The sequence below is a fragment of the Bradyrhizobium sp. Ce-3 genome (genome assembly GCF_022835695.1).
In the GTDB taxonomy this organism is placed as follows: domain Bacteria; phylum Pseudomonadota; class Alphaproteobacteria; order Rhizobiales; family Xanthobacteraceae; genus Bradyrhizobium.
Window position 1 is genome coordinate 176,241 of record NZ_BQUV01000006.1, and the last position, 24,995, is coordinate 201,235.

Consider the following 24,995-nt stretch of genomic DNA (forward strand, 5'->3'; position numbering starts at 1 on the left):
CAATGTCATTGCGCAGGTCCGCGCATAGGATGCCCTGCGAGGGTCGGCGATCGTGGCGACCGGGCAGCAAGGAAACCGGCATGGCTGGAAATGACGACCAATCCTTTTGGGATCGTGCGCGGCGCCATCTCATTCGCTATGGCGGGACGTTCGCGCCCGTCATCATCGAGCGCGCCTCCGGCTCCTTCGTCTATGACGCCGACGGCCGCGCCATCCTGGACTTCACGTCCGGGCAGATGAGCGCCGTGCTCGGTCATGGTCACCCGGAGATCGTCCAGACCATCAGCGCGCATGCCGAACGGCTCGACCATCTGTTCAGCGGCATGCTGACCCGCCCGGTGGTCGCGCTGGCCGAACAGCTCGCGGAGCTGCTGCCGCCGGGGCTTGATCGCGTCATGCTGCTGAGCACCGGGGCTGAGTCGAACGAGGCCGCCATCAAGATGGCCAAGCTCTTTACCGGCGGTTTCGAGACCGTCGCGTTCGCGCAGTCCTGGCACGGCATGACATCAGGCGCGGCCGGCGCGACCTATTCCGCCGGCCGCAAGGGCTATGGTCCCGCGCCGGTCGGTTCGCTCGCGATCCCGACGCCGAATCCCTATCGGCCCCGCTTCGGCGGCGCGAACGATTGGCGGGCTGAACTGGCCTACGCCTTCGATCTGATCGATCGCCAATCGACCGGCTCGCTCGCCTGCATGATCGCCGAGCCGATCCTGAGCTCCGGCGGGCTGATCGATCTGCCGGAGGGCTACCTCGCCGAGCTGAAGCAGCTATGCCGCGCGCGCGGCATGCTGCTGATCGTCGACGAGGCCCAGACCGGCCTCGGCAGAACCGGCGCCATGTTCGCGTTCGAGCGCGATCGCGTCGTGCCCGATATCCTGACCCTGTCGAAGACGCTCGGCGCCGGCCTGCCGCTGGCCGCGGTGATCACCTCGGCCGAGATCGAGGAGCGCTGTCACGAACGCGGCTTCCTGTTCTACACGACGCATGTCTCGGACCCGATGCCGGCCGCGGTCGGGCTCAAGGTGATCGAGATCATCCTGCGCGACCGGTTGGCCGAGCGCGCCGGGATCGCGGGCGCGCGGCTGAGGGACGGGCTGCTCGCGCTGCAGAACAGGTTCGAATGCATCGGCGACGTGCGCGGCAGGGGGCTGATGCAGGGCATCGAGATCGTGCGGGACCGCTTCAGCAAGCAGCCCGACGAGGCGCTCGGAACCCGTGTGTCGCAGCGCTGCATGGAGCTCGGGCTGAGCACCAACATCGTGCAATTGCCCGGCATGGGCAGCGTGTTCCGCATTGCGCCGCCGCTGACGATCAGCGACGACGAGATCGATCTCGGCCTCTCGATCCTCAGCGACGCATTCGAAAGCGCGTTGCAGAAAGCCGGCTGATCAATCCTTCCGGAACACGATTGAGGCCATCCAGCCGGTCATCAGCGCCATGAACGCGGTGACGAGGCCGTAAACCAGGCCGTTCTGCCGCGCGGTGGTGGCGACGAACTGCTCGAAGCCGATCTTGACGATCTCGAACGCGCTATCGGTCTTGGTCACCAGCGCGCCGTCGGAAAACAGCTTGATCTCGACATTGTAGGTGCCGATCGGCACCTCCGCCGGCAGCGGAATGCCGGTGCGGAACAGGGTCGGGGTCAGGAACGTCACCGCCGAGGTGGCCTCGCGGTACAGGCCGTGTTCGGACCGCAGGCGGACGAAGGCGCTGCGGAACGGATCGTTCGGCACCACGTCGGCATAATCCGGCCCGACCCGCTGCATCAACAGCACATTGTTGAGCCCGAGCTGCTGCCGCCGCTGCACATCGGGCGAGGCGATCTGGTCGAACGGACGATTGGAGAACAGTGCGAGATAGCCCGGCACCTGCAGGAATTGCCGGGAGTCGGTGTTGATCCAGATCCCGAACCTGCGCTCCTTGCGCCGCGTCACCATGTCGGCGCGCGGGCCGGCCACCGTGACGACGAGATCGTAATTGCCGCGATTGGGCGGCGTCTTGTCGTCCCTCTCGACCGAGCCGAACAGCACGAGCTCGCCGCCGGAATAGTTCGGCGTCACGGTGACGCGGTGGTTGGAGACCGACACGATCAGCCGTTCGGCATGAGCGGGCACGGCCGCCAGACCGGCGGCGACGAGGCCCATGATGGCAAGCGGCGCGCGCAACCTCATGGCGGGGCTCCGCCGGTTTCGCGGATGCTGTAGAGGTCCTGCGGCCGGATCACCAGCTCGACCGCAAAGCGGATCCCGACCGCGAGCACCAGCAGGCCGAGCAGCAGGCGCAGGTGCTCGCCGCGGATCTTCTGGCCGGCGCGGGCGCCGAATTGCGCGCCGGTGACGCCGCCGATCATCAGGATCAGCGCCAGCACGGCGTCGACCAGATGGTTGGTCACCGCATGCAGCATGGTGGCGAACACCATGGTGACGAGGGTCAGCACCATCGAGGTGCCGATCACGGTCGAGGTCGGCACCCGCAGCACATAGATCATCAGCGGCACCAGGATGAAGCCGCCGCCGATGCCCATCACCGCGCCGATGAAGCCGATCACGAGCCCGACCACGACCACCGGGATGACGGAGAGGTAGATCTTGGAGCGCTTGAAGCGCAGCTTCAGCGGCAGGCCGTGAATCCAGCCATGGCTGCCCGGCTTGCGCAGGGTGACGGCGCGGCCGCCGCGGGCGCGTAGCATCGCGCGCAGGCCTTCCCAGAACATCAGCCCGCCGACCGTCGTCAGCAGGATGACGTAGGACAGCGCGATCATCAGGTCGAGCTGGCCGAGCGAGCGCAGGAAGGTGAAGGTCCACACCCCGAGCGCGGTGCCGATCGTGCCGCCGACCAGCAGCACCGCCGCCAGCAGCGGGTCGATCGCGCGCCTGCGCCAATAGGAGATCGCGCCGGAGAACGAGGAGGCCGCGATGTGGCTGGCGACCGAGGCAACCGCGACCGCGGGCGCGATGCCGACGAAGATCAAGAGCGGCGTCATCAGGAAGCCGCCGCCGATCCCGAACATGCCGGAGACGAATCCGACCGCCGCGCCCATCGCCAGGACGAGGAAGACATTGACCGGAATGTCGGCGATCGGGAGATAGAGCTGCACGCGCGTCGCTTCTTGTCGGTTCGCCGCATGCTGAGGCGCAAGGCCGCATCACGGCGTGATGTCGTTCGGGTCGGGCATTCTCCGGCTGAACGAATCCGGTCGGCGCGCAAGGAGCAGGCGAACGCGGGTCGATTGCCGCGTTCTTGCATAACCGAAATCGGAGGGAGGAGGGACTAAAGAATCCGCTCCGGGTGGCATTTTTCGCCGCAGGCTGCCGCTCTGCTGCGCACGTGGTTGATAATTCAGATTAATGGCGCTCGTGCCGGCTTGGTTGAGCATGATCTCCGTGCAAACGCGTTCCGGGTTTGTCGCGAGGGATCATGCTTCAGGGCCGGTCGACCGGCTTGGTGATCAGGTTCAGCGCGAGCGCTTCCTTCGGACTCAGCCAGCGGATATCCGAGGTCTGCGACATCGCCTCGACGATCCCGGAGGAGACGCCCATCTTGGTCATGTAGCCGAGCACCATGCCCTGGATGCGCTGCGCCTCGGCGAGGGGATCGCTGACCGGTGCGCTGGTCGTGAAGCGATGCACGCCGAGCCGCGAGCCCGCGATGCCATAGCGGGTCACGCCGCCCGCATAGACCAGGACGCAGGCGCTGGCGCAGGCGGCGGGGCGGAGCTTGCCCGCGGCATCCGATGCGGCCACGGCCGTGACGAGCCCGTGCGTACGGATGACCTCGCCCATGATCACGGCCTGATTCAGCGCGCCGCCCGGCGACGACAGCAGCACCGCATCGCCTGGCGCGAGCCGCGCTTCGCTGAGCCGGTCGCGGAGCCAACTCGCGCTGGCCGAGCCGATCGTGCCGCTGATCGCCAGTGCCCGCCTTCCGCGGCCCGACCCATCGATGTCGGCATCGGAAATCACCTCGGACGTCATGCTCGCCGCGATATAGGTCTCGCGCCAGAAGTCCCAGGCGCCCGGCTTCGACAGGTCGCGGTAGGCCTGAATGACGACGCTCGACAGCAGCAGCACGAAGATGATGATGGACGGCAACGAGAACCGGAAGGTGCCGCGCGGCGATGCCATGTTCCCCGGGGGCGGCGGAGGCGGCGAGGACGGCGGATCCTTCGGGCGCGCCGCAAACGGGGCGAACGGGGATGGAGTCTGCCGCGGCGGCGCGACACGGGGACCGGTCGGCGACGAACGAGGGCCCGTTCCACCATCCTGACGATCATCGACGGACAAGCCTGACCCTCCGGAACGCGCGCGCAATCGGCGCGGGACTGCGCGTCTGTCTACACGGCGGAGGGGCGGAGGGACAAGACGGCGGCGCCGTCAAGGCGCCGCAGCTCTTGTTGTCCTAGTGAGCTGGCGCAGCGAGCGCCGCCGTCCGCTTCGACGGTGGCTTGACGGATTTCGCCGCCGCGGGCTGGGCGGGCGCGCCGTCCCAACCGCCGGCCGGGGCCGGCACGTTGACCGCATCGCTCGGCTGCGGCTCGGCCGTGAAGGTCTGGATCGCAAGCTTGGCGGCGGCCAGCGACTGCGGGTCGAGCCGCTTGGCGATGTCGTCGCGCTTGTGGCCGGCGTCGGCGTCGCCCTGCGCGGCGGCGAGGCTGAACCACTTGAAGGACTCGGCGAGGTTTTGTTCGACCCCGATGCCGCGGGCATAAAGGATGCCGAGGTTGACCTGGCTGTCGGCGACGCCGCGATCGGCCGCCTTGCGGAACCATTGCGCAGCGCTCTTGTAGTCGGCGCCCTTGCCGCCGCCGTCGGCGTCGAGCACGGCGAGGTTATGCATCGCCTTGGCGTTGCCGCGCTCCGCGGCCTGCACGTAGTAACGTCGCGCCACATCGAAGTCGCGCTTCACGCTGAGGCCCTTCTCGTAGAAGGTGCCGAGCCGGAACATCGCGGGCACCACGCCGGCCTGCGCCGCGCGGCCATACCATTTGGCGGCTTCGTCGATATTGGCGGGCACGCCCTTGCCCTCGGCGAAGCGGACGCCGACCTCATAGGCCGCGGCCGCGTCGCCCTTGATTGCGGCCGTGCGCAGCGCCGGACCGCCGATCGCGTCGGGCAGCTTCTCGCCCGCCGGAATCTGGATCGTGGCGAGCTTGCCGCCGAGCGGCGGTGCAGTCGGAATCGTGCCGGTGATATCGCTGGCGGCCGCGAGCGGTGCCGCGGCCGGCTCCGGAGCGGCTGCGGGCGCGGGGGCCGATGGGATCGTCACCTGCGCGCCGTCGAGCGTGTTCGGCGCCGGCGTGTTGTTGGACTGGCGGCCGAGCGGGGTCGGCGAGGTCATCGACGGCCCGGGCAAGCCCGAAGGCGCAGCCGGCGCGGGCGTCACGGAATTCTCGACAGGCGGCTGCCGCTGGGCGGGGGCCGGAGCCGGCTCGCTGTGCTCGATCGCCGGCACCTGCGGTGCAGAACTGGTGTCGAGCAGGTTCATCGCCATCTTGGCGGTCGAGAGCAGGATCACGACCACGCTCGCGCCGACCAGCAGCGAGCGGATCTTGGAGGTGATGGTCGAAGGCTGGGCCTCCGGCGCGCCAGCCGCCAGCGCGCCAGTCGCCGGCGCGCCGGCCTTGGCGGCAGCCGCCTTCGCGGCCTTGTCGGCCTTGTCCTTGGCCTTGGCGGCAGCCTTGTTCGCTGCGCGTGCCGCCTTGTCGTTGACGGGTTGCGCGGCGGCGGCCTGCGCGGCGCGACGTGCGGCGGCGATGAAGCTCGAGGTCGAGACCGGCTCCTTCTTGCCGGCGGGAAGATCAGAGATCGCGCGCTCGGAATCCGCAATTCGCTCCGACGGCGACGAGGCCCGGCCCGAGGGGCGCGTGCCCGGCTCGAGCGGATGATCCGGCGGCAGTTCCGGAGCGATCGCAGCGCGTGCGGAGGCCGCATGCGGTTCGAGGATCTCGCTGATCGCGCGCGGCGGCAGCGGCGGTGGCGCGGCCTCGACCGGCTGCGCGGCATGGAATTCGCGCGGCGCGGACATGAAGTGCTCCTGCGCCAGCGCAGGATTGGGCAGTTCGGGCCTGTACGATTCCGGCTTGTACGATTCAGGTTTGGGCTGCGCGATCGGCTGCGGCATCGCCGCGCGCGGCATTTCCATCCGCGGTGCTTCCATCCGCGGTTCGGCATAGGCAGGGACAGGCGGGGCCGGCGGCGCGGTGCGCACCGTGCGCAGATCGTTCTCGATCATCGCCAGCCGGTCGACGACATGGCCGAGCGTGTTGTGAACGGTCTCCAGCGAATCCTGGGTGCGGCGATCGGTCTCCGACTGGCTGAAGCGGATGTCCGACAGCTCGCGCTTCACCAGGTCGACGATGCCGCTGTCCATCATCGGCTGCGGCGAGGAGCTGCCAACGGTGTTGCGGGTGGCGTCGGCGAGCGAGGCGAGATGGGCGTGCTGCGCCTCGAGGTGCCGCATGATGTCATGCAGCCCTTCCTCGACCCGGCCGAGATTGCCGGAGCGCTGATCGGCGGACTCCAGGCGCTCGAGCAGATAGGAGACGCGCTGTTCGAGATGGGTGAACGCCGACGAGCTGTCGTTGCCGACCTGCAGGCGGTCGATCCGCTCCGACAGCGAGCGCAGGGCGCCCTCGATGGCGTCGGTATTGTCATAGCTGGTCGGCCGCTCGCGGCTTTCCAGCGTCGAGGCCAATGCGGCAATGCGCTGCTCGATCCCGGCGAAGGCATCGCCGTGGGACTCCGCGCGCGACATCTGCGACAGCTGGTCGACTTTCGCGGCCAGCGCGTGCACGTCCCCGGACAGCTGCAGCAGCGCGTCGTTAGAGGCGACATTGGAGACGATGGCGCGCAGCGCGCCGATCGCGCTCTCGAGCTGATGCACCGTCGACGGGTCGTCGTTGGCGCGCAGGATCATGTCGAGCTTGGTGCCGAGGTTGCGGATCGCCTCGTCGTAGCCGGTGAGCTGCTCGGCGGGCGTCAGCGTGCGCAGCGCCTCGCGGATTTCCGACAGCGCGCGTTCGATGCCGGCGATCGCCTGGCCCTGGCCGTTGTTGCCCTCGTGGCGGAGCTCGTCGATCCGGTGATGCAGCGAGCGGATTTCGTTCTCGATCGATTCGATCGCGCGCCGCGGCATCGCCTCGGTGATGGCCTGGCGGATTTCGGCAAGCTCGCCGCGGAACGAGGCGATCGATTGCTCGACATGGTCGGGCCGCTGCAGCGCCTCGATCTGGCTCGTGATCTTGAGCAGATGGCGCTCGAGCGAGGAGAAGTCCGGGCCGGCGGCGGCGGCCGGCGGCGGCGCATAGGCGGCCATTGGCGGCGCAGTGTGCTGCATCGGCGGCGCGCTGCGCGGCGGCATCTGCCGTGTTGCTGATGCGTCGAGCTCGTTCTGGCGCGCGGCGATCTCCGCGATCGCGGAATCGAACGAGGCGGGGCTCAGTGGCGGCGAGGGGCGGTAAACCTGGGCTGCGGCGCGCTCGACCGCCTCCGCCTGGCGCAGCCTCTCCTCAAGTTGCCGGTCCTGCAGTTGCCGGTCTTGCATCTGCGGCTCCCGCTGCATCTGCGCTTCACGAGTCGGCTGGGGTTGCGGCTCGCGCGCTGGCTGCGGCCGCGAGATCTGCGACAGCCGCGCATCGAGACGCGAGATCGCGTCGTTCAGCTGCCGCGCCACGGCGGGCTGGCCGCGCGGCACTTCGGCGCGCACGGCTTCGGCGCGCGTCAGCGGCTTTGCAATTTGTTCGATCTGGCGGGTAATGGCGTCGAGCCGCTGATGGATGTCGGCGACTTCGCGGCTTTCGCGGGTCGGCATCGGCTGCCGCTGCTCCATGCGCCAATCCTGCGGACTCGGCTCGCCGACGGTGGAATTGAGCCAGTCGTTCAGTGACATGCCGGCACGGCGCGCAGCCGCCTCGGCCCTGTCGCGGACGGAGGGATCGATGCCGTCAACACTCCACGATACGCGCGAATTCATGATTCCGTCCGGTCCCGACTCCGGCGCCATACTCTGCGCCCGCAGCCTCCCCGCGCATTCCCGTTAAGAGACAATCGAATTCTGCGCTGGTCGTCTGCTTCAGCTGCTGACTTTTTCCCGTCACGGTAAATAACGGGTTAAGGAATGCCGCCGGCGGGCCTTAAAGTTAGGGAATCCGGGAACTCGTTGCGCCGGATCAGGACAGGCCTTCGGAGAAGTTGGACCTGTAGCCCGGATGGAGCGCAAGCGTAATCCGGGGCCGCGCTATCCGCTGGTGGAGCCGCCCCGGATTACGCTTCGCTCCATCCGGGCTACACGCAGGCAAAGCAAGGCCGCTTGGCGTGACTGCACGCACAGGCTTGCGATTGTTTCTAGCCGTTGCTTTCGCGCTTGCCGTCGTCGAGCGGCAGCACATTGCCGCGGCCGGACATCGCCGACAGCGCGTCGAGCGCCTCCTCGCACCACTCCACCACCATGCGCTCATGACGCATCCCCAGCCGCAGGCTGAGCATCTTGCCGACGTCGGCCGGCGGTGCGGTGCCGTCGGGAAAGCGCTTGTTGAGCAGCCGCTCGTAGCGCTCATAGCGGTCGCGGTGATGCTCCAGCCGCGCCATCAGGTCGGTGCGCAGCGGCTCGATGTCGACGCAGTCGAGCGCATAGAGCCGGACCAGCAAATCGTCCTTGATCGACGGCGGAACGCTCGGCCGCGCCGCCCAGTGCTTCAGCGCCGCGCGACCCTCGGCCGTCAGCGTGTAGACCAGTTTGTTCGGCTTGCCGGATTGCACGACCTCGCGGCCCTGGACATGGCCCTTGTCGCGCAGCCGCGAGAGCTCGCGGTAGATCTGCTGATGGTCGGCCTTCCAGAAGAAGCCGATCGAGGCGTCGAACGTCTTGGCGAGCTCATAGCCCGTCATCGGACGTTCCGTGAGGCAGGCGAGGATTGCGTCACCGAGTGCCAACGCCCACCTCCATCAGAGTTCCCAAACTAGCCATTCCCAAGTTTGCTTGACTTTATGCGTTACTGTGCATATGCGTCAATATGCATATGCGGGCGAGCGCCCTTCGGCTCTCGCCCGCCCGATACGCATCGGCGTGCCGCCTTGTCGCGCGCGGCCGATGTTCAGGCTTCTTCAACCCCGCCGCAGGAGACGTCCGAATGAGCAAGCCGGGCCTCGACAAGTGGTACGCCTACATGAAGTCCCACGACACCGCCGCTTTGTGGGATCTGCTGCATCCCGACGCGGTGTTCGAAAGTCCGGTCGTGCACACGCCGCAGCGCGGCCGCGACATTACCTTCAAATATCTCACCAGCGCCGCCAAGGTGCTCGGCGGACCGACCTTCAAATATCTCGGCGAATGGAAGAACGACACCGGCGCGGTGCTCGAATTCGAGAACGAGATCGACGGCATCAAGCTCAACGGCGTCGACATCATCACATTCAATGGCGACGGCCGGATCACGCATTTCAAGGTGATGGTGCGCCCGCTCAAGGCGATCAACCTGCTGCATCGGATGATGGGCGAGGAGTTGATAAAGCAGAGCGGCGCAACGTCGCAATCACAGTCGCGATAGCACCTGCCGCGGACCTCCCGAACCGGATAAGGTCCGCTGCAACAAACCCAAGGACAACGCTGCGCAGCATCGGTCGCCAACGCGGCCACGAGCCAGCCGGGAGATCAGCATGCCGACCTACAAAGCCCCCGTCGAAGACGTCAGCTTCCTGTTGAACGACGTTTTCCAGATCGATCGCTACGGCAATCTTCCCGGCTTCACCGATGCGTCGGCCGACGTGCGCGAGGCGATCCTGGGCGAAGCCGCCAAGCTCAGCGAGGAGGTGCTGCAGCCGCTCAATCGCACCGGCGATCTCGAAGGCTGCAAGCGCAATGACGACGGCAGCGTCACCACGCCGAAGGGCTTCAAGGACGCCTACAAGCAGGTCGCCGAAGGCGGCTGGCTCGGCCTGTCGGCGCCGGCGGAATTCGGCGGCCAGGGCCTGCCGGTGACGCTCTCGCAGGCGGTCAACGAATTCCAGATCTCAGCCAACATGGCGTTCGCGATGTACGGCGGGCTCACTATGGGCGCGACCGCGGCGCTCTTGGTGCACGGCACCCCCGAGCAGAAGAAAACCTATGTGCCGAAGATGGTCGCCGGCGAGTGGACCGGCACCATGAACCTGACCGAGCCGCAGTGCGGCACCGATCTCGGGCTGCTGCGCACCAAGGCGGTGCGCCAGGCCGACGGCAGCTTCCAGATCACGGGCACCAAGATCTTCATCTCCGCCGGCGAGCACGATCTTGCCGACAACATCATCCACCTGGTGCTGGCGCGTATCGAAGGCGCGCCGGCGGGCATCAAGGGCGTCTCGCTGTTCGTGGTGCCCAAGGTGCTGGTCAATGCCGACGGCTCGCTGGGGCAGCGCAACGGCGTCACCTGCGGCTCGATCGAGCACAAGATGGGCATCCACGGCAATTCCACCTGTGTGATGAACTACGACAACGCCACCGGCTGGCTGATCGGCGAAGAGAACAAGGGCATGCAGGGCATGTTCGTGATGATGAACGAGGCGCGCCTCGGCGTCGCGGTGCAGGGCCTCGCGCAGTCGGAAGTCGCCTATCAGAACGCGGTCGCCTATGCGCGCGAGCGCCTGCAGGGCCGTTCGCTGACCGGCGTGAAGGAGCCCGAGAAGCCGGCCGACCCGATCATCGTGCATCCCGACGTGCGCCGCACGCTGCTCACCATCCGCGCCTTCAACGAGGCGGCGCGCGCCATGGTGATGTGGACCGCGCTGAAGAGCGACGTCGCGCACCGTTCCAACGATCCAAAGGATCGTCAGGCGGCGGACGATCACATGGGCCTGATGACACCGGTCCTGAAGGGCGTGCTGACCGACACCGGCTTCGCCAACACGGTCTCGGCGCAGCAGATGTTCGGCGGCCACGGCTATATCGCCGAGCACGGCATGGAGCAGTTCGTGCGCGATGCCCGCATCGCGATGATCTATGAGGGTGCCAACGGCATCCAGGCGCTCGACCTGGTCGGCCGCAAGCTGCCGCGCGACGGCGGCCGCGCCGCGATGGCATTCTTCGGCGAGGTCGGTGCCTTCGCCAAGGAGCATGGCGCCGACGAGGCGATGAAGCCGTTCATCACCCCGCTCTCCACCGCGCTCGGCCATCTGCAGCAGGCCACCGGCTGGCTGATGCAGAACGCGCTGACCAAGCCCGACAATGCCGGCGCCGCCGCGACCGACTACATGAAATTGTTCGGCCTCGTCGCGCTCGGCTACATGTGGGCGAAGATGGCCAAGGTGGCGCAGGACAAGGCTGCCGCCGGCACGACGCCCTATCTCAACACCAAGCTCGTCACCGGCCGCTTCTTCATGGAGCGGCTGCTGCCGGAGACCGTGGTGCATCTGGCCCGGATCCAGAGCGGCAGCGCCACCACGATGGAACTGGCGGCGGAAGCGTTCTAAAAAACTGCCGCCGCAGCGCTGCGGCGGCGCTTCCTTCCGTATATATTATGATCCTCATATCAAGGAGGGCGTCATGCCTGAGGCATACATCTACGATCACGTTCGTACCCCGCGCGGCCGCGGCAAGGCCGACGGCGCGCTGCACGAGGTCACCGCGCTGGCGCTCGCCACGGTGCCGCTGAAGTCGCTGAAGGAGCGCAACAATCTGCCCGAGGATTCCGTCGACGACGTCGTGCTCGGCGTGGTCGATCCGGTCGGCGAGGCCGGAAGCGACATCGCCCGCTTCGCCGCGCTGAACGCCGGTCTCGGCGAGAAGGTGCCGGGCGTGCAGATCAGCCGTTTCTGTGCCTCCGGCCTCGATGCCGTGAATTTCGCCGCGGCCCAGATCATGAGCGGCCAGCATGAACTCGTGATCGGCGGCGGCGCGGAATCGATGAGCCGCGTCGGCATCGGCGCCTCCGGCGGTGCCTGGCCGATGGATCCCTCGATGGCGGTGCCGGCCTATTTCATGCCGCAGGGCATCTCGGCCGACCTGATCGCGACCAAATACGGTTTTTCGCGCGATGATGTCGACGCCTACGCGGTGCAGAGCCAGCAGCGCGCGGCGAAGTCCTGGGAGGAAGGCCGCTTCAGCAAGTCGGTGGTCCCGGTCAAGGACGTCAACGGCCTGACCATCCTCGCCAAGGACGAGCACATGCGCCCGACCACGACGATGCAGTCGCTGGCGCAGCTGCAGCCGTCCTTCGCGGCGATGGCGGCGATGGCCGGCTTCGACGCGGTGGCGATCCAGTCGCACCCCGAGGTCGAGAAGGTCAATTACGTGCATCACGCCGGCAATTCCTCCGGCATCGTCGACGGCGCCGGTGCGGTGCTGCTCGGCAGCAAGGAAGCGGGCGCGAAACATGGCCTGAAACCGCGGGCAAAAATCCGCGCTTTCGCCAATATCGGCTCGGAGCCGGCGATGATGCTGACCGGCCCTGTCGACGTCACCGAAAAACTGTTCGAGCGCTCCGGCATGAAGAAATCGGACATCGACCTGTTCGAGCTCAACGAGGCGTTCGCCTCGGTGGTGCTGCGCTACATCCAGGCGTTCGACATCGACAACGCCAAGATCAACGTCAATGGCGGCGCGATCGCGCTCGGCCATCCGCTCGGGGCGACCGGCGCGATGATCCTCGGCACCGTGCTCGACGAGCTCGAGCGCACCAACAAGCAGACTGCGCTGGTGACGCTGTGCATCGGCGGCGGCATGGGCACCGCCACCATCATCGAGCGCGTCTGAGGCGAGGGAGCGAACAACATGGCTTACAAGAATTTCAAGTTCGACGTCGACGCCGACGGCATTGCGCTGGTCACCTGGGATATCCCCGATCGTTCGATGAACGTGTTCGACGAGGTCTCGACCCAGGAGATCGGCGAAATCATCAAGCAGACGACCAGCGATGCCGCGATCAAGGGCGTCGTGATCACCTCGGCCAAGGAGGCGTTCTGCGCCGGCGCCGATCTCTCGATGCTCGAGGGCATGAACCGCAGCTACGCGCAGCTCTTCAAGGAGAAGGGCGAGGAAGCCGCGAACCAGATGCTGTTCGAGCAGAGCCGCCAGATGTCGCTGTCGTTCCGCGCGATCGAGACCTCGGGCAAGCCGTGGGTCGCCGCGATCAACGGGCTTGCGCTCGGCGGCGGCTTCGAGATCACGCTGGCCTGCCACTACCGCGTCGCGGCCGAGAACCCGAAGACCCGGCTCGGTCTGCCCGAGATCAAGGTCGGCCTGTTCCCCGGCGCGGGCGGCACCCAGCGTGTGCCGCGCCTGGTGCAGCCGGCGGATGCGATGCAATTGCTGCTCAAGGGCGAGGCGGTCAATCTCACGCGTGCGAAGGCGCTCAATTTGATTCACGCGGTGGTGCCCGCGGCTGACCTGATCAAGGCCGCGAAGGACTGGATCAAGGGTGGCGGCAAGGCGGTGGCGCCGTGGGACGAGAAGGGCTTCAAGCTGCCCGGCGGCCTGGTGTTCTCGAAGGCCGGCATGCAGATGTTCCCGGCCGGCAACGCGATCTATCGCCGCGAGACCTACGACAATTATCCGGCGGCGCGCGCCATCATGAGCTGCGTCTATGAAGGCCTGCAGCTGCCGATCGACGCCGCGCTGCGAGTCGAGTCGCGTTACTTCACCAAGGTGCTGCGCTCGAAGGAAGCGGCGGCGATGATCCGCTCGCTGTTCCTGTCGATGCAGGAATTGAACAAGGGTGCTCGTCGCCCGGCCGGCGTGCCGCCGACCAAGGTGAAGAAGCTCGCCGTGATCGGCGCCGGCTTCATGGGCGCCAGCGTCGGCTATGTCTCGGCGCAGGCCGGCATCGACGTCGTGCTTGTTGATCGCGACCAGGAGAGCGCCGACAAGGGCAAGGGCCACGCCAAGACAGTGGTCGACGGGCAGATTGCCAAGGGCCGCATGAAGCAGGAGGCCGGCGACGCCATCCTGGCGCGCATCTCGGCAACATCGGACTACAACGTGATCTCCGACTGCGATCTCGTCATCGAGGCCGTGTTCGAGGACCGCAAGGTCAAGGCCGACACCTATGCCAAGGCGCAGCCGATCTTGAAGGCGGACGCGATCTTCGCCTCCAACACCTCGACCCTGCCGATCAATTCGCTGGCCGAGGAGTTCAAGGACCAGGGCAAGTTCATCGGCATCCACTTCTTCTCGCCGGTCGAGAAGATGATGCTGGTCGAGATCATCCTCGGCAAGAACACCGGCGACGTGGCGCTCGCGACCGCGCTCGACTATGTCCGCGCGATCGGCAAGACGCCCATCGTTGTCAATGATAGCAGGGGCTTCTTCGCCAACCGCTGCGTGATGCGCTACATCTCCGAGGGCAACGAGATGCTGCTCGAAGGCGTGCCGCCGGCGATGATCGAGAACACCGCCAAGATGGCCGGCATGCCGGTCGGGCCGCTATCGCTGCAGGATGAGGTCGCGCTCGATCTCGGGCTGAAGATCACCAAGGCGACCGAGGCCGATCTCGGCCCCAACGCGATCGACCAGGCGCAGAAGAAGCTGATGGTCGAGATGGTCGAGAAGCAGGGCCGCTTCGGCCGCAAGAACGGCAAGGGCTTCTACGACTATCCCGAGAAGGGCAAGGGTCAGAAGAGCCTGTGGCCGGGGCTGGCCGATCTGCAGCCCAAGCGGCTCGATCCCGACACGCTCAGCGTCGAGGAGTTGAAGCAGCGCTTCCTGGTGGTGCAGGCGGTGGAGGCCGCGCGCACCGTCGAGGATCACGTCATCACCGACGTGCGCGAGGCGGATGTCGGCTCGATCCTCGGCTTCGGCTTCGCGCCGTTCACCGGCGGTGCGCTGTCCTACATCGACTTCATGGGCACCAGGAAGTTCGTCGAACTCTGCCACACCTTCGAGAAGAAGTACGGCTCGCGCTTCACGCCGCCGAAGCTGCTCGAGGAGATGGCGGCCAAGGGCGAGACCTTCTACGGTCGCTTCCCGCCGAAGAAGCAGGCGGCGTAAGCGTCGTCTCTCTCCGGGACAGACCGCACAGGATCAAGCCGGTCATCGATCCGACTTGATCCTGTTGCGTGACGGTCATCGCGGTCAAAGTCCCGCCATGCTTGCTCCCAACTGGCACCACGCTGCTGGCATCACTCTTGCTGGTCGATCGCTGAGACGATCAGGCTGGGGTGTCGTGCAGATGCGTGTTGTGCTCAAGCATGGGGTCGCTGAAACCGCGGGCAAGCGTTCGTTGCCATCGCCGCGACGTTGGAATCTGCTGCGCTTGCGGGGCAAGGGGCCGTCCTGGACCGGCCTCGTGCTACTCGTCCTGGCCGTGGACCTTGTGCTTGCGGTGGCGGCCTGGAATGCCGTCGATTTCTTCCGCCATTGAGCCGTCGTTCTCCGGCGACAGCAAAGCGCCGGCGAGATAGGCGATCTGATTGAAGGCGAGGCAGGCGACGACGATCGGAGCGCCGGTGGCAAAGGCATAGCCGTCGGACTGGAGCACGATGACCGCGAGCACCGCGATCAGCGGCGACACCAGCATCAATGTCCAAACCCGAAAATACAAACTGGTTGCCAGCCCAACGAGCGTGCTGGTCAATAACAGGGTAAAGGCGATCGTCACATTTTCAGACCAGTTGGAGCGGAGGGCGCGCCGCAGGTCATAGTCGGTCAGTTGGATCGCACGAACAAGGACAGCTACGCCCTCAGCCGGAAGTACACCGACTTAGTCTTAACCGGTACAATGCGGATTAATTTTGATTTGTTCCAGCGCGTGCCGAAAGTTTGCACCGCTCATTTCTCCCTGAAGGCGCGGTGCACCTGGTCGGCCAGCGGCTTCATCAGATAGGACAGCACGGTTCGCTCGCTGGTCGGAATGAACACCTCGACCGGCATGCCCGGCAGCAGATGTGCGGCCGCGAGCTTGTTCAGCTCTGCCGGCGGAATCGCAATGCGGACAAGGAAGTAGGTCGGGGCCGTCTTGTCGTCGCGCGAGACGTCGGCGCCGATCCGGCTGACCTCGCCCTCGATCTCGGGCGTGGTGCGCTGGTTGAAATTGGTGAAGCGCAGCACCGCCGATGCGCCGAGCTTGACCTGATCGATATCCTGCGGCGCAACATGAGTCTCGACGATCAGATTGTCTTGGTCGGGCACGATGGTCATGATGGTTTCGCCGGCCGCGATCACGCCGCCCTGGGTGTGGATGGTGAGATCGTGGACGACGCCGGCCTGCGGTGCGCGGATCTCGAGCTTCTCGGTCTGGTCCTTCGCGGTGACCTGCTTCTCGATCGTATCGGCATATTTGGCGCGGATGTCGGCCAGCTCCTTGGCCACGCCGGAGCGGAAATCCTGATCGACCTGCAGGATCTTCAGCTCGGTCTCCGAGATCTTGCCCTTGGCCTGGGCGATCGACGCGGTGAGCTGGCCGCGCTCGCCGAGCAGCCGCGCCGAATCACGCTGCAGCGCGGAGAGGCGCGACAGCGAGACCAGGCGCTGCTCCCAGAGCTGCTGTACGCCGGTCAATTCGTTGGCGATCAGATCGGCTTCCTGCTTCTTGGCGCTCAACTGGTCCTGCATGCCCCCGATCTGCTCCTTGAGCTGCGCGATCTGCTCCTTCAATTGCTGCTTCTGCCCGTCATTGGCGTCCCTGCGCAGCTGGAAGAACCGGCGCTCGCCCGAGACCACCGCCTGCGCCGCGGGATCGTTGAGCGCCGCCACGCTGTCGGGGAAGATGATCTCGGCATCGCCGTCGCGCTCAGCCTGCAGCCGCGCGCGGCGCGCTTCGAGCTCCCACAGGCTCTTGGTCACCGCGGTGAGATTGGCCTGCGCCACTGTCTCGTCCATCAGGATCAACAGGTCGTCCTTGGCGACGCGGCTGCCGTCCTCGACCAAGAGCTTCTTGGCGACGCCGCCGGACGGATGCTGCACTTTCTTGACGCTGGATTCGACCACCAGCGATCCCTGCGAGATGATCGCACCCGACATCCTGGTCGCCGCGCCCATGATGCCGATGCTGGCGACGAGGAACGCCGCAGCGATGGCGACCGCGAGGATGTGATGGCGAATGGACTGCCGGGCGCTAGGCATTTTGCCGTGGCTCCGCTTCCTTCTTGCGTCGGCGGCGCGCGGGAACCGGGGCCGGCTCTGCGGCCGTGGCTGGCGCCGGCTGCGATGTTTTCGGCACCAGCAGAGGCAGCACCGCCGCCGTGGTGCCGAAGGCCTGCATGCGTCCCTCGTTCAGCACCAGCATGTGATCGACCGCCTGCAGCACCGCCGGCCGATGCGCGATCACGATCGCGATGCCGCCGCGGGCGCGGACCCGCGCGATGGCGAGGATCAGCGCGCGCTCGCCCTCGGAATCCAGATTCGAGTTCGGCTCGTCGAGCACGACCAGGAACGGATCGCCATAGAGCGCACGGGCCAGCGCAATGCGCTGCCGCTGGCCGCCCGACAGCATCAGGCCGCCGTCGCCCACTTCGGTCTCGTAGCCGTCAGGCAGCCGAAGGATCAACTCGTGCACGCCGGCCTCGCGCGCGGCGGCGAGCAGCTTGGCCGCATCGGGTTCGGCGGCGAAGCGGGAGATGTTCTCGGCCACCGTGCCGCGGAACAGCGCGACGTCCTGCGGCAAATAGCCGATCGACGGACCGAGCGCGAGCGGATCCCATTGCGCCAGCGTGGCGCCGTCGATCCGGATCACGCCGCGCACCGGGGCGCCGATGCCGACCAGCGCACGCGCCAGGGTCGATTTGCCGGAACCGCTCGGGCCGACGACTGCGACCGCGTTGCCGGTGTGCAGCGCGAAGCTCACCTCATGCAGCACCACGGCGTCGCTGGCCGGCGCGGTCAGGCTGATCGAGGTGACGCGAAGCTCGCTCTTCGGCGCGGGCAAGGGGGTGAACGCCGGCCGCGGCGGCACCGCGGTCAAGGCTTCGGCAAGCCGGCCAACGCTGGCGCGGACCGCGATGAAGCTGCGCCAGTTGGCAATTGCGAGCTCGATCGGCGCCAGCGCGCGGATCGAGAGGATGGTCGCCGCGAGCATGACGCCGGCGGTAGCCTGCTGGTTGATCACGAGCCAGGCGCCGAGCGCCAGCACGCCGGATTGCAGCATCATGCGCAGGAAGCGCGAGGCGCTGCCGAAGGTGCCGGTCAGATCGGAGGTCACGCGCTGCGCGTTCAGGTAAGCCTGCGTGCGCTCCGACCACAATTCGCCCATCCGCTGCTGCATGCCGAGCGCGTGCACGACCGGCGCATGGTGGAAGGCGGTCTCCGCCATTTGGCGCCGCGACGAGGCCAGCGCCACCAGCGAGCGCGTCGGTGCGCGTGTGAACAGCTCGGCGCCGACCGTGATCAGCGCCAGCGCAACCGCGCCGCCGGCCACCGCCAGCCCCATCAGCGGATGAAACAGCGTGCAGACGATGATGTAGAGCGGCGTCCATGGCAGGTCGAAAATCGCGACCAGGCCGCTGCCGGCGACAAAACCCCTGATGGTGTCGAGGTCGCGCATGATCTGCAGGCCGTCGCCATTGGGCCGGCTCAGCGAGGCATGCTGCACGCCGTCGAACACGGCGCCGCGAATGCTTTCGTCGAAGATCTCGGCAATGCGCGCCAGCAGCCGGCTGCGCAGCACGTCGACGCCGGCCTGCACGACGAGCAGCACCAGCGCGATCGCCAGCAGGCCGACCAGGGTTGGGACGCTGCGGCTCGGCAGCACGCGGTCGTAGGTCTGCAGCATGAAGACCGGGCCGACCAGCATCAGGAGATTGACGAGGCCGCTCGCCATCGCCACGGCGATCAGCGCGCCGCGCACGGCCGTGATCGCGTCCCGGATTTCGACCGGCAGTGAGGAGAAGCGTTTGCCCTGACCGATCATCGCGCCCCGCGGATGTTCAAGCCTGTGATGCCCAATCGACATGGAGAGGGAGACGCGGAAGCGCGGCGCTCCCGCGCATCCGCCGATTTGCGGTAACCTCAGAGGATGTGTGTGCCGTGCGCATCAAGGATGCCGTGACCATGTGTGAGCGGCGAGAGCAGATCGTGCGCGACCGCGTCGAGATCGAGCGGCGCTGCGACCGGCGCGCTCGCGGCGGGTCCGGAGGCGCTGCTGTCGCCGAGCAGATTGAGGTTCAGGCTGCCGAGCAGATTGCCGGCCAGTCCGTCGGCGCCGACACCGCCGAGGCTCGGGATGTTGAGGCCGTGCGAGCTAGTGAGGGCGCCGAGGTCGAGCAGATGCGGTCCGGTCTGGCCGGTGTCGACCGTATGATGATCGCCCGACGTCGGCGCTGCGAGGATGTCAGGCGTCGGTCCGTTCGTCTGCACCGGGCCGATATTGCCGCCGGCCAACTGACCGCTGCCACTGCCGGTGAGGCCGCCGAGCAAGCCGCCCAGCAATCCACCGCCAGTCGTGGCGTCGCCGCCGAGATTGAGCAGGCCGCTATCGAGCAGACCGTGGCTGAGCTGGTTGACCAGGCCGGACACCGGGCTCAACAGGCCGCTGACGTCGGAGACTACGGTGTCTACCAGTCCAGAGACGACATGGACGATGTCGGAGATGTCAGCGCCGAGATGCGCGATCGTCTCGCCGAGATTGCCGGCAAGGATCTGTCCCGGCACGTCCAGAATGTCGGCAACCAGATTGGCATGGCCGCCATTGGCCCCAATTGTGCCGATGCTGCCCAGGTCGATCGCCTGTCCGAGATTTGTGATGCCATGAAGCGCGTCGGGCAGGGCAGTCGCCTGGGGCAGGACGTCAGCTGCGGAATGCACCCCGCTCTGAACCGCGGTACCGGCGGTGTCGAGCACGGATTGCAGCATTCCGCCTGATGCCGTGAGGGCGGATGCCGGGTCGGGTTCGGCTGGCAACACCGCGTTCAGCAGCTCACCGGCGATAGGCAGGTCGCTCGGGTTCAGCAAGTTCCCGGCCACCGGTAAGTCGGAACCGGCGCCGCCGCCGGGGCCGTCGTCGAGCAGGGATGCGTTGCTTTCGAGCACATTCGCCGCTGGCAGCGCGTCGATCAGGCCGTGGGCCAACTGGCTGGCGGCGGCATCGGTGGGGCTGTCCTCAGGCAGAACCGATGTCGCCGGGAGCGGAAGGTCGGTGAGGCTGCCGACGGGGTTTGCAAGCAACGCCGTCGAGCCCGCCAGGACCTCGACCATCCGGTCGGCCGCGTTGCTGGATAGCGAGCTACTCATATGCGCATCTCCCGCTGGGTGAGGCAGCAGTTCGGCTACGCCCGATCAGGGGAATAGTTGCCGCACCCCGGCCGCCGCGTTCGCGACATGGCGAAGGCGCCGCTACGCGGAAGACGACAAACTGCTGAAAATTGTAGTGAGGGCCGGCCGGAGGTCGACTTGCCGCACGGCGATGCCGAGGCCTCGTCGATCGCGCGCAGAAAAAAGGGCCGGATCTTGATCCGGCCCTTTCACGTCTTGATGAAACTGGCGCGAAAGCTCAGGCCGCCTTGAGCAGGCCTTCCTTCTGCAGCGCTTCCTGCACCTTCGGGCGCGCGGCGACGCGAGCCTTGTAGGCGGTCACGTTCGGCAGGCCGGAAAAGTCGAAGCCGAGCCGGTCCTGCGCCCACATCATCATGGTGAAGAGGTAGCCGTCGGCGACCGTGAACTGGTTGCCCATCAGGTACTCGCGTCCGGCGAGCTGGCTCTCGACATATTTGAACTTGCCCATGGCGCGGTCCTTGAAGAAGGCCTTGGCGTCGTCGGCGAGCACGGGCGAGAACATCGGGCCGAGGTTCTTGTGCAGCTCGGTCGTGATGTAGTTCAGCCATTCGAGCAGCTTGTAGCGCTCGTTGGAATCCCGGGCCGGCGCCAGCTTCCGGTCGGCGACCCGGTCGGCGATCATCTGGATGATGATCGGCCCTTCGGTGACCATCTCGCCGGTATCCAGCGCCAGCGCTGGCACCTGGCCCTTGGGGTTCACTTGCAGGAAATCGTCGCCGTTTTCGAGCTTCTTGGCGCGCAGATCGACCTTGACCAGGTCGTAGGGCAGGCCAGCCTCGAGCAGGGCGATGTGGGGGGAGAGGGAGCAGGCACCGGGGGAGTAATAAAGCTTCATGGGGGTATTCCTTCCCTTGTTCTTGGCGTCCGGAGAGGGATTGCCTACATGCACCTGCATGAAATAGTCAAGATTGATGCAGATGCATTCAGTGCGGTACACTCGGTGCCGGGACCTTATGGGCTAGACGATGAAACGCAAGCTATCGAGCGAGGCGACGGCCGCCTGGATCCGCCTGATGCGGGTGCCGAGCCGGGTGCTTGACTGCGTCGAGCAGGATTTGAAGAAGGCCGGCTTTCCGCCGCTCGCCTGGTATGACGCCCTGCTCGAGCTGTCGCGCGCGCCGTCCGGCGAGCTGCGCCCGGTCGAGCTCGAGCGGCAGATGCTGATTCCGCAATATTCGACCTCGCGGCTGATCGACAAGCTGGTCGACGAGGGGCTCGCGGCCCGGCGCGAATGCAAGATCGACAAGCGCGGCCAGTTCGTCGAGATCACCGAAGCCGGCCGCGAGTTGCAGAAGAAGATGTGGAGCGCCTATTCGGCCGCGATCGACAAGCATGTCGGCTCGAAACTGTCCGATGCCGACGCGGCAAGGCTGTGCGGCCTGCTCGACCGTCTGGGCTGCTCCTGTGGCGACGGCAAGGCCGATGCCAAGGTCGATACGAAGAGCGATAGCAAGGCCGCGCCTGCGCGAGACGGCGTGCCTGCCCGATGATATTCCTGATCCCATCATCCGCGGCCGTTGTGGCCCACGGATGCCCCTGCCACCGCGCGCCTTCGATCGAAGCGCCCTTGAGTTGGATTTCGTATGGCGCGTGACCAGATCGACATGACGCCGCTGCAGTCGCGCGACGAACTTGTGGCGTGGCTTGAAGCCGGCGTGAAGCCCGAGTCCGAATTCCGGATCGGCACCGAGCACGAGAAGACCCCGTTCACGCTCGAGGGCCATCAGCCCGTGCCGTATGAGGGCGCCAAGGGCATCGGCGCGCTGCTCGAGGGCATGAAGCTCCTGCTCGGCTGGGAGCCGATCATGGAGCGCGGCAACATCATCGGGCTCTATGACGTCACCGGCGGCGGCGCGATCTCGCTCGAGCCGGGCGGGCAGTTCGAATTGTCGGGCGCGCCGGTCGAAACCGTGCACCAGACCCAGTCGGAATTGATGGCGCATCTGGCGCAGGTGCGGGAAATCGCAACCCCGCTCGGCATCGGCTTCCTCGGCCTCGGCATGACGCCGTCCTGGTCGCGCGAGCAGATCCCGGTGATGCCCAAGGGCCGCTACAAGATCATGCGAAATTACATGCCGAAGGTCGGCAAATACGGCCTCGACATGATGTTCCGGACCTGCACGGTGCAGACCAATCTCGACTTCTCCTCGGAAGCCGACATGGTGAAGAAGCTGCGGGTGTCGCTGGCGCTGCAGCCGATCGCGACGGCTTTGTTCGCCAACTCGCCGTTCACCGAAGGCAAGCCCAATGGCTTCCTGTCGTTCCGCTCCGAGATCTGGCGCGACACCGACAATGCGCGAAGCGGCATGATCCCGTTCGCGTTCGAGGACGGCATGGGCTTCGAGCGCTATGTCGACTACGCGCTCGACGTTCCGATGTATTTCGTCAAGCGCGGCGAGGAATACATCGACGTCTCCGGCTCGTCGTTCCGCGATTTCTTCGCCGGCAAGAACAAGATTCTGCCCGGCGAGCGGCCGACGCTGTCGGACTGGGCCAACCATCTCTCGACGATCTTCCCCGAGGTGCGGCTGAAGCGTTACCTCGAGATGCGCGGCGCCGACGGCGTGCCGTGGGGCCGGCTGCCGGCGCTACCGGCATTCTGGGTCGGGCTGCTCTACGATAATGACAGCCTCGATGCCGCCTGGGACATCGTCCGGCACTGGACCGCGCCTGAACGGCAGGCGCTGCGCGATGACGTGCCGCGTTTCGGCTTCAAGGCGCGGATCAAGGACCGCTATCTGTTCGAGATCGCCAAGGAATGCCTGATCCTGTCGCATGCCGGATTGCGCCGTCGCGGCCGGATCGATCATCTCGGCCGCGACGAGAGCCGCTTCCTCGAACCGCTCGAGCGCATCATCGAGGCCGGCCGCTCGCCGGCCGAGGAGATGCTGGAGAAGTTCGACGGTGCCTGGAAGGGCTCGGTGGAACCGGTCTATCAGGAGTACGCTTTCTAATCCCCGCTCGGCCCTCATCCCGGCCCGAAACGCGCGCGAGCGGCGGTGGTGTCGCACCCGCCGTTCATCAGCCGTACAGGTTCATGGCGTTCAAATGACGCCCCGCGGCGTGCGCGGGGCTGCGCGAATTTGAAAGCATTCTCATGGGGATAGGCCGCCTCTTTAGGGCGTGTGTGGTGATGTTGGCGGTCGTTGCGGCCGCCGTCGTCGCACGTCCGGCATTGGCGCAGACCAATTTCGACCGTCCCGGCGGCGACTATCTGAACGCGCCGGTGACGACAGGCGATCCGGCCGATTGCGCGCTGACCTGCGAGCGCGACCGCCGCTGCCGCGCCTGGAGTTTCAACTATCCGACCGACGCCAATAATGGCGCGGTGTGCTGGCTGAAGAGCACGGTGCCGCCACGGGTGCCGGATGTCTGCTGCGTGTCCGGGGTGCGCGGTGCCGGCGTGGTCGAACCGCGCAACGGCGCCATCGAAACCTCGATCGACCGGCTCGGCGGGGACTACAAGAATTTCGAACTGAAGAGCAGCGACGGCGACGAGGCCTGCCAGGCGGCCTGCACCGCCGACAACAAGTGCCGCGCCTGGACCTATGCCCGGCCCGGCTACGCCGGCCGCGACGCGCATTGCTTCCTGAAGAAAGAGATCAAGCCGCCGCGCCGCAAGGCGGGGTTCACGTCGGGCGTGGTGCGCTGACACGCAAAGAATGCGTAGCCCGGATGCAGCGAAGCGCAATCCGGGACCGCGCTCGCCGCGGATAGAGCTGCCCCGGATTTCGCTTCGCTGCATCCGGGCTACGAAACCACGAAGCGGCTACTCCGCCGCCAGCACGGTGAGCTCCGGCCACAGCGCCTTCCATCGCTCCGCCTTCCGCGCATAGTTCGCCGCCGAGAAATTCGCGGTCCGGTTCGGCCGCACGATCATGCGCGCGACATCATCGAAACCGTGCGGCGCATAGACGTCGTGGCCGTGCGTGCTGCGGCGGATGCCGATCTGGGTGTTCTCGGTGAGGAAGCGATCGATGCCGTCGGTCGAACGCGACAGCGCCGGGTAGGGCAGGCCATGCTTGCCCGGATACCAGAGATGGACACGGGCCTGGTTGCGGACCTCGATCGCGACGCCGAGATGGCCGAGCCGCGCCTTGAGGTCGCGGATCACGGCGTCCTCGGCCTCCCACGACGGATCCGGATCGAAGTAGAAGACGTCGTAGTCGCTGATGCCGTGATCGAGCGGCCGGTTGGTCAGCACGTTCCACACGGTCTGCACCAGGCAGCCCGCCACCAGCCAGGCGTCGGGCAAGGCGAGACGTTGCAGCACGTCGGTGATCGCCTGATTGACCGGGTTGCGCAGCGCCGCGGCGAGGAGTTCGTCCTGGGTCATGCTCCCGAGTTCCTCGCCGTCATTGCGAGGAGCGAAGCGACGAAGCAATCCATCGATCCGCTATGTCGTGACATGGATTGCTTCGCTGCGCTCGCAATGACGGACGAAAGCTATGCCGCGGTCGCGTCGTAGTCCCTGACCGCCTTCTTCGAGGCCAGCGTGCGCCAGTGCCGGCGCAGCAGCGGCTCGATCGTCGCGCGTTTGGCCTTCGACAGGCGGATCAGCACCATCGGATAATCGCGGTAGTGATCGGTGAAGTAGAACACCTTCGGCTGGCTCTCGACCAGCATGTCGCGCTCGTCCGGCGGCACGCCCGGCATCACCAGGCTGTCGCCGTCCTCCTTCAGACGCACCAGCATCTTCTTGCGCACCTTCAGTGCCGGTGTGCCGTAGGACGAGCCGTCCTCGACCTCCGGCCACGCCAGCGCGATTTGCCTGATGTCGTCGAAGGTCACGGCCAGTGCCTCGCCAAGAACGTAGCCCGGAT

20 protein-coding genes are annotated in these 24,995 nt (G+C 66.6%); 8 read left to right on the forward strand and 12 right to left on the reverse strand.

Annotated features, from left to right (window positions below; genetic code table 11):
- Positions 1 to 80: 80 nt before the first annotated feature.
- Positions 81 to 1,388, forward strand: coding sequence for an aspartate aminotransferase family protein (locus tag BRSPCE3_RS21605; RefSeq protein WP_244068116.1), 1,308 nt, complete (start codon positions 81 to 83; stop codon positions 1,386 to 1,388).
- Here the strand turns inward: BRSPCE3_RS21605 and BRSPCE3_RS21610 are convergent, their stop codons facing one another.
- The 5 genes from BRSPCE3_RS21610 to BRSPCE3_RS21630 form a co-directional block, all read right to left on the reverse strand.
- Positions 1,389 to 2,171 carry a TIGR02186 family protein gene (locus tag BRSPCE3_RS21610; RefSeq protein WP_244068117.1) on the reverse strand — a complete coding sequence of 261 codons (783 nt, stop codon included), beginning with the start codon at positions 2,169 to 2,171 and terminating at the stop codon, positions 1,389 to 1,391. It lies immediately after the preceding gene.
- Positions 2,168 to 3,097 carry a sulfite exporter TauE/SafE family protein gene (locus BRSPCE3_RS21615; RefSeq protein ID WP_244068118.1) on the reverse strand — a complete coding sequence of 310 codons (930 nt, stop codon included), beginning with the start codon at positions 3,095 to 3,097 and terminating at the stop codon, positions 2,168 to 2,170. Before BRSPCE3_RS21615 ends, BRSPCE3_RS21610 begins: the two co-directional genes overlap by 4 nt.
- 325 nt (positions 3,098 to 3,422) lie before the next feature.
- Complete coding sequence (locus BRSPCE3_RS21620) at positions 3,423 to 4,124, reverse strand: hypothetical protein (protein ID WP_244068119.1); 702 nt, start codon at positions 4,122 to 4,124, stop codon at positions 3,423 to 3,425.
- A 274-nt stretch (positions 4,125 to 4,398) separates the two neighbouring features.
- A complete protein-coding gene (locus tag BRSPCE3_RS21625) occupies positions 4,399 to 7,971 on the reverse strand; it encodes a tetratricopeptide repeat protein (RefSeq protein ID WP_244068120.1) in 3,573 nt (1,190 codons plus the stop codon).
- A gap of 371 nt (positions 7,972 to 8,342) precedes the next feature.
- Complete coding sequence (locus tag BRSPCE3_RS21630; RefSeq protein ID WP_026191938.1) at positions 8,343 to 8,930, reverse strand: PadR family transcriptional regulator; 588 nt, start codon at positions 8,928 to 8,930, stop codon at positions 8,343 to 8,345.
- Positions 8,931 to 9,127: 197 nt separating this feature from the next.
- Here BRSPCE3_RS21630 and BRSPCE3_RS21635 point away from each other — a divergent pair, with 197 nt between their 5' ends.
- The 4 genes from BRSPCE3_RS21635 to BRSPCE3_RS21650 all read left to right on the forward strand — a co-directional run bounded on the left by BRSPCE3_RS21635 (position 9,128) and on the right by BRSPCE3_RS21650 (position 14,955).
- On the forward strand, positions 9,128 to 9,544 hold the full coding sequence (locus BRSPCE3_RS21635) for a nuclear transport factor 2 family protein (RefSeq protein WP_244068122.1): 417 nt from the start codon (positions 9,128 to 9,130) through the stop codon (positions 9,542 to 9,544).
- A gap of 109 nt (positions 9,545 to 9,653) precedes the next feature.
- On the forward strand, positions 9,654 to 11,441 hold the full coding sequence (locus tag BRSPCE3_RS21640) for an acyl-CoA dehydrogenase C-terminal domain-containing protein (RefSeq protein ID WP_244068123.1): 1,788 nt from the start codon (positions 9,654 to 9,656) through the stop codon (positions 11,439 to 11,441).
- A gap of 73 nt (positions 11,442 to 11,514) precedes the next feature.
- On the forward strand, positions 11,515 to 12,723 hold the full coding sequence (locus BRSPCE3_RS21645) for an acetyl-CoA C-acetyltransferase (RefSeq protein WP_244068125.1): 1,209 nt from the start codon (positions 11,515 to 11,517) through the stop codon (positions 12,721 to 12,723).
- A gap of 18 nt (positions 12,724 to 12,741) precedes the next feature.
- A complete protein-coding gene (locus tag BRSPCE3_RS21650) occupies positions 12,742 to 14,955 on the forward strand; it encodes a 3-hydroxyacyl-CoA dehydrogenase NAD-binding domain-containing protein (RefSeq protein ID WP_244068126.1) in 2,214 nt (737 codons plus the stop codon).
- Positions 14,956 to 15,256: 301 nt separating this feature from the next.
- Here BRSPCE3_RS21650 and BRSPCE3_RS21655 read toward each other — a convergent pair whose 3' ends face one another.
- From BRSPCE3_RS21655 to gstA, 5 genes are all read right to left on the reverse strand, one after another.
- Complete coding sequence (locus BRSPCE3_RS21655; protein WP_244068128.1) at positions 15,257 to 15,565, reverse strand: hypothetical protein; 309 nt, start codon at positions 15,563 to 15,565, stop codon at positions 15,257 to 15,259.
- A 170-nt stretch (positions 15,566 to 15,735) separates the two neighbouring features.
- Complete coding sequence (locus tag BRSPCE3_RS21660) at positions 15,736 to 17,028, reverse strand: HlyD family type I secretion periplasmic adaptor subunit (protein WP_244068129.1); 1,293 nt, start codon at positions 17,026 to 17,028, stop codon at positions 15,736 to 15,738.
- Positions 17,021 to 18,811, reverse strand: a complete 1,791-nt coding sequence (locus BRSPCE3_RS21665) for a type I secretion system permease/ATPase (RefSeq protein WP_244068131.1) — start codon at positions 18,809 to 18,811, stop codon at positions 17,021 to 17,023. The genes BRSPCE3_RS21660 and BRSPCE3_RS21665 overlap by 8 nt, the downstream gene beginning before the upstream one ends.
- A 98-nt stretch (positions 18,812 to 18,909) precedes the next feature.
- Complete coding sequence (locus tag BRSPCE3_RS21670; RefSeq protein ID WP_244068132.1) at positions 18,910 to 20,094, reverse strand: hypothetical protein; 1,185 nt, start codon at positions 20,092 to 20,094, stop codon at positions 18,910 to 18,912.
- A 295-nt stretch (positions 20,095 to 20,389) separates the two neighbouring features.
- Complete coding sequence (gstA, locus tag BRSPCE3_RS21675) at positions 20,390 to 21,007, reverse strand: glutathione transferase GstA (protein ID WP_244068133.1); 618 nt, start codon at positions 21,005 to 21,007, stop codon at positions 20,390 to 20,392.
- A gap of 130 nt (positions 21,008 to 21,137) precedes the next feature.
- On the opposite strand from gstA, the gene BRSPCE3_RS21680 reads away from it, so the two are divergent.
- The 3 genes from BRSPCE3_RS21680 (at position 21,138) to BRSPCE3_RS21690 (ending at position 23,824) form a co-directional block, all read left to right on the forward strand.
- A complete protein-coding gene (locus BRSPCE3_RS21680) occupies positions 21,138 to 21,662 on the forward strand; it encodes a MarR family winged helix-turn-helix transcriptional regulator (protein WP_244068134.1) in 525 nt (174 codons plus the stop codon).
- Positions 21,663 to 21,755: 93 nt separating this feature from the next.
- Entirely contained in the window at positions 21,756 to 23,126 is a 1,371-nt protein-coding gene (locus BRSPCE3_RS21685; RefSeq protein WP_244068135.1) for a glutamate--cysteine ligase, read from the forward strand.
- 143 nt (positions 23,127 to 23,269) lie between these two features.
- Positions 23,270 to 23,824, forward strand: coding sequence for a PAN domain-containing protein (locus BRSPCE3_RS21690; protein WP_244068136.1), 555 nt, complete (start codon positions 23,270 to 23,272; stop codon positions 23,822 to 23,824).
- A gap of 117 nt (positions 23,825 to 23,941) precedes the next feature.
- Here BRSPCE3_RS21690 and BRSPCE3_RS21695 read toward each other — a convergent pair whose 3' ends face one another.
- Positions 23,942 to 24,508, reverse strand: a complete 567-nt coding sequence (locus tag BRSPCE3_RS21695) for a nucleotidyltransferase family protein (protein WP_244068137.1) — start codon at positions 24,506 to 24,508, stop codon at positions 23,942 to 23,944.
- Positions 24,509 to 24,618: 110 nt separating this feature from the next.
- Complete coding sequence (locus tag BRSPCE3_RS21700) at positions 24,619 to 24,963, reverse strand: MmcQ/YjbR family DNA-binding protein (protein ID WP_244068138.1); 345 nt, start codon at positions 24,961 to 24,963, stop codon at positions 24,619 to 24,621.
- Positions 24,964 to 24,995: the final 32 nt, after the last annotated feature.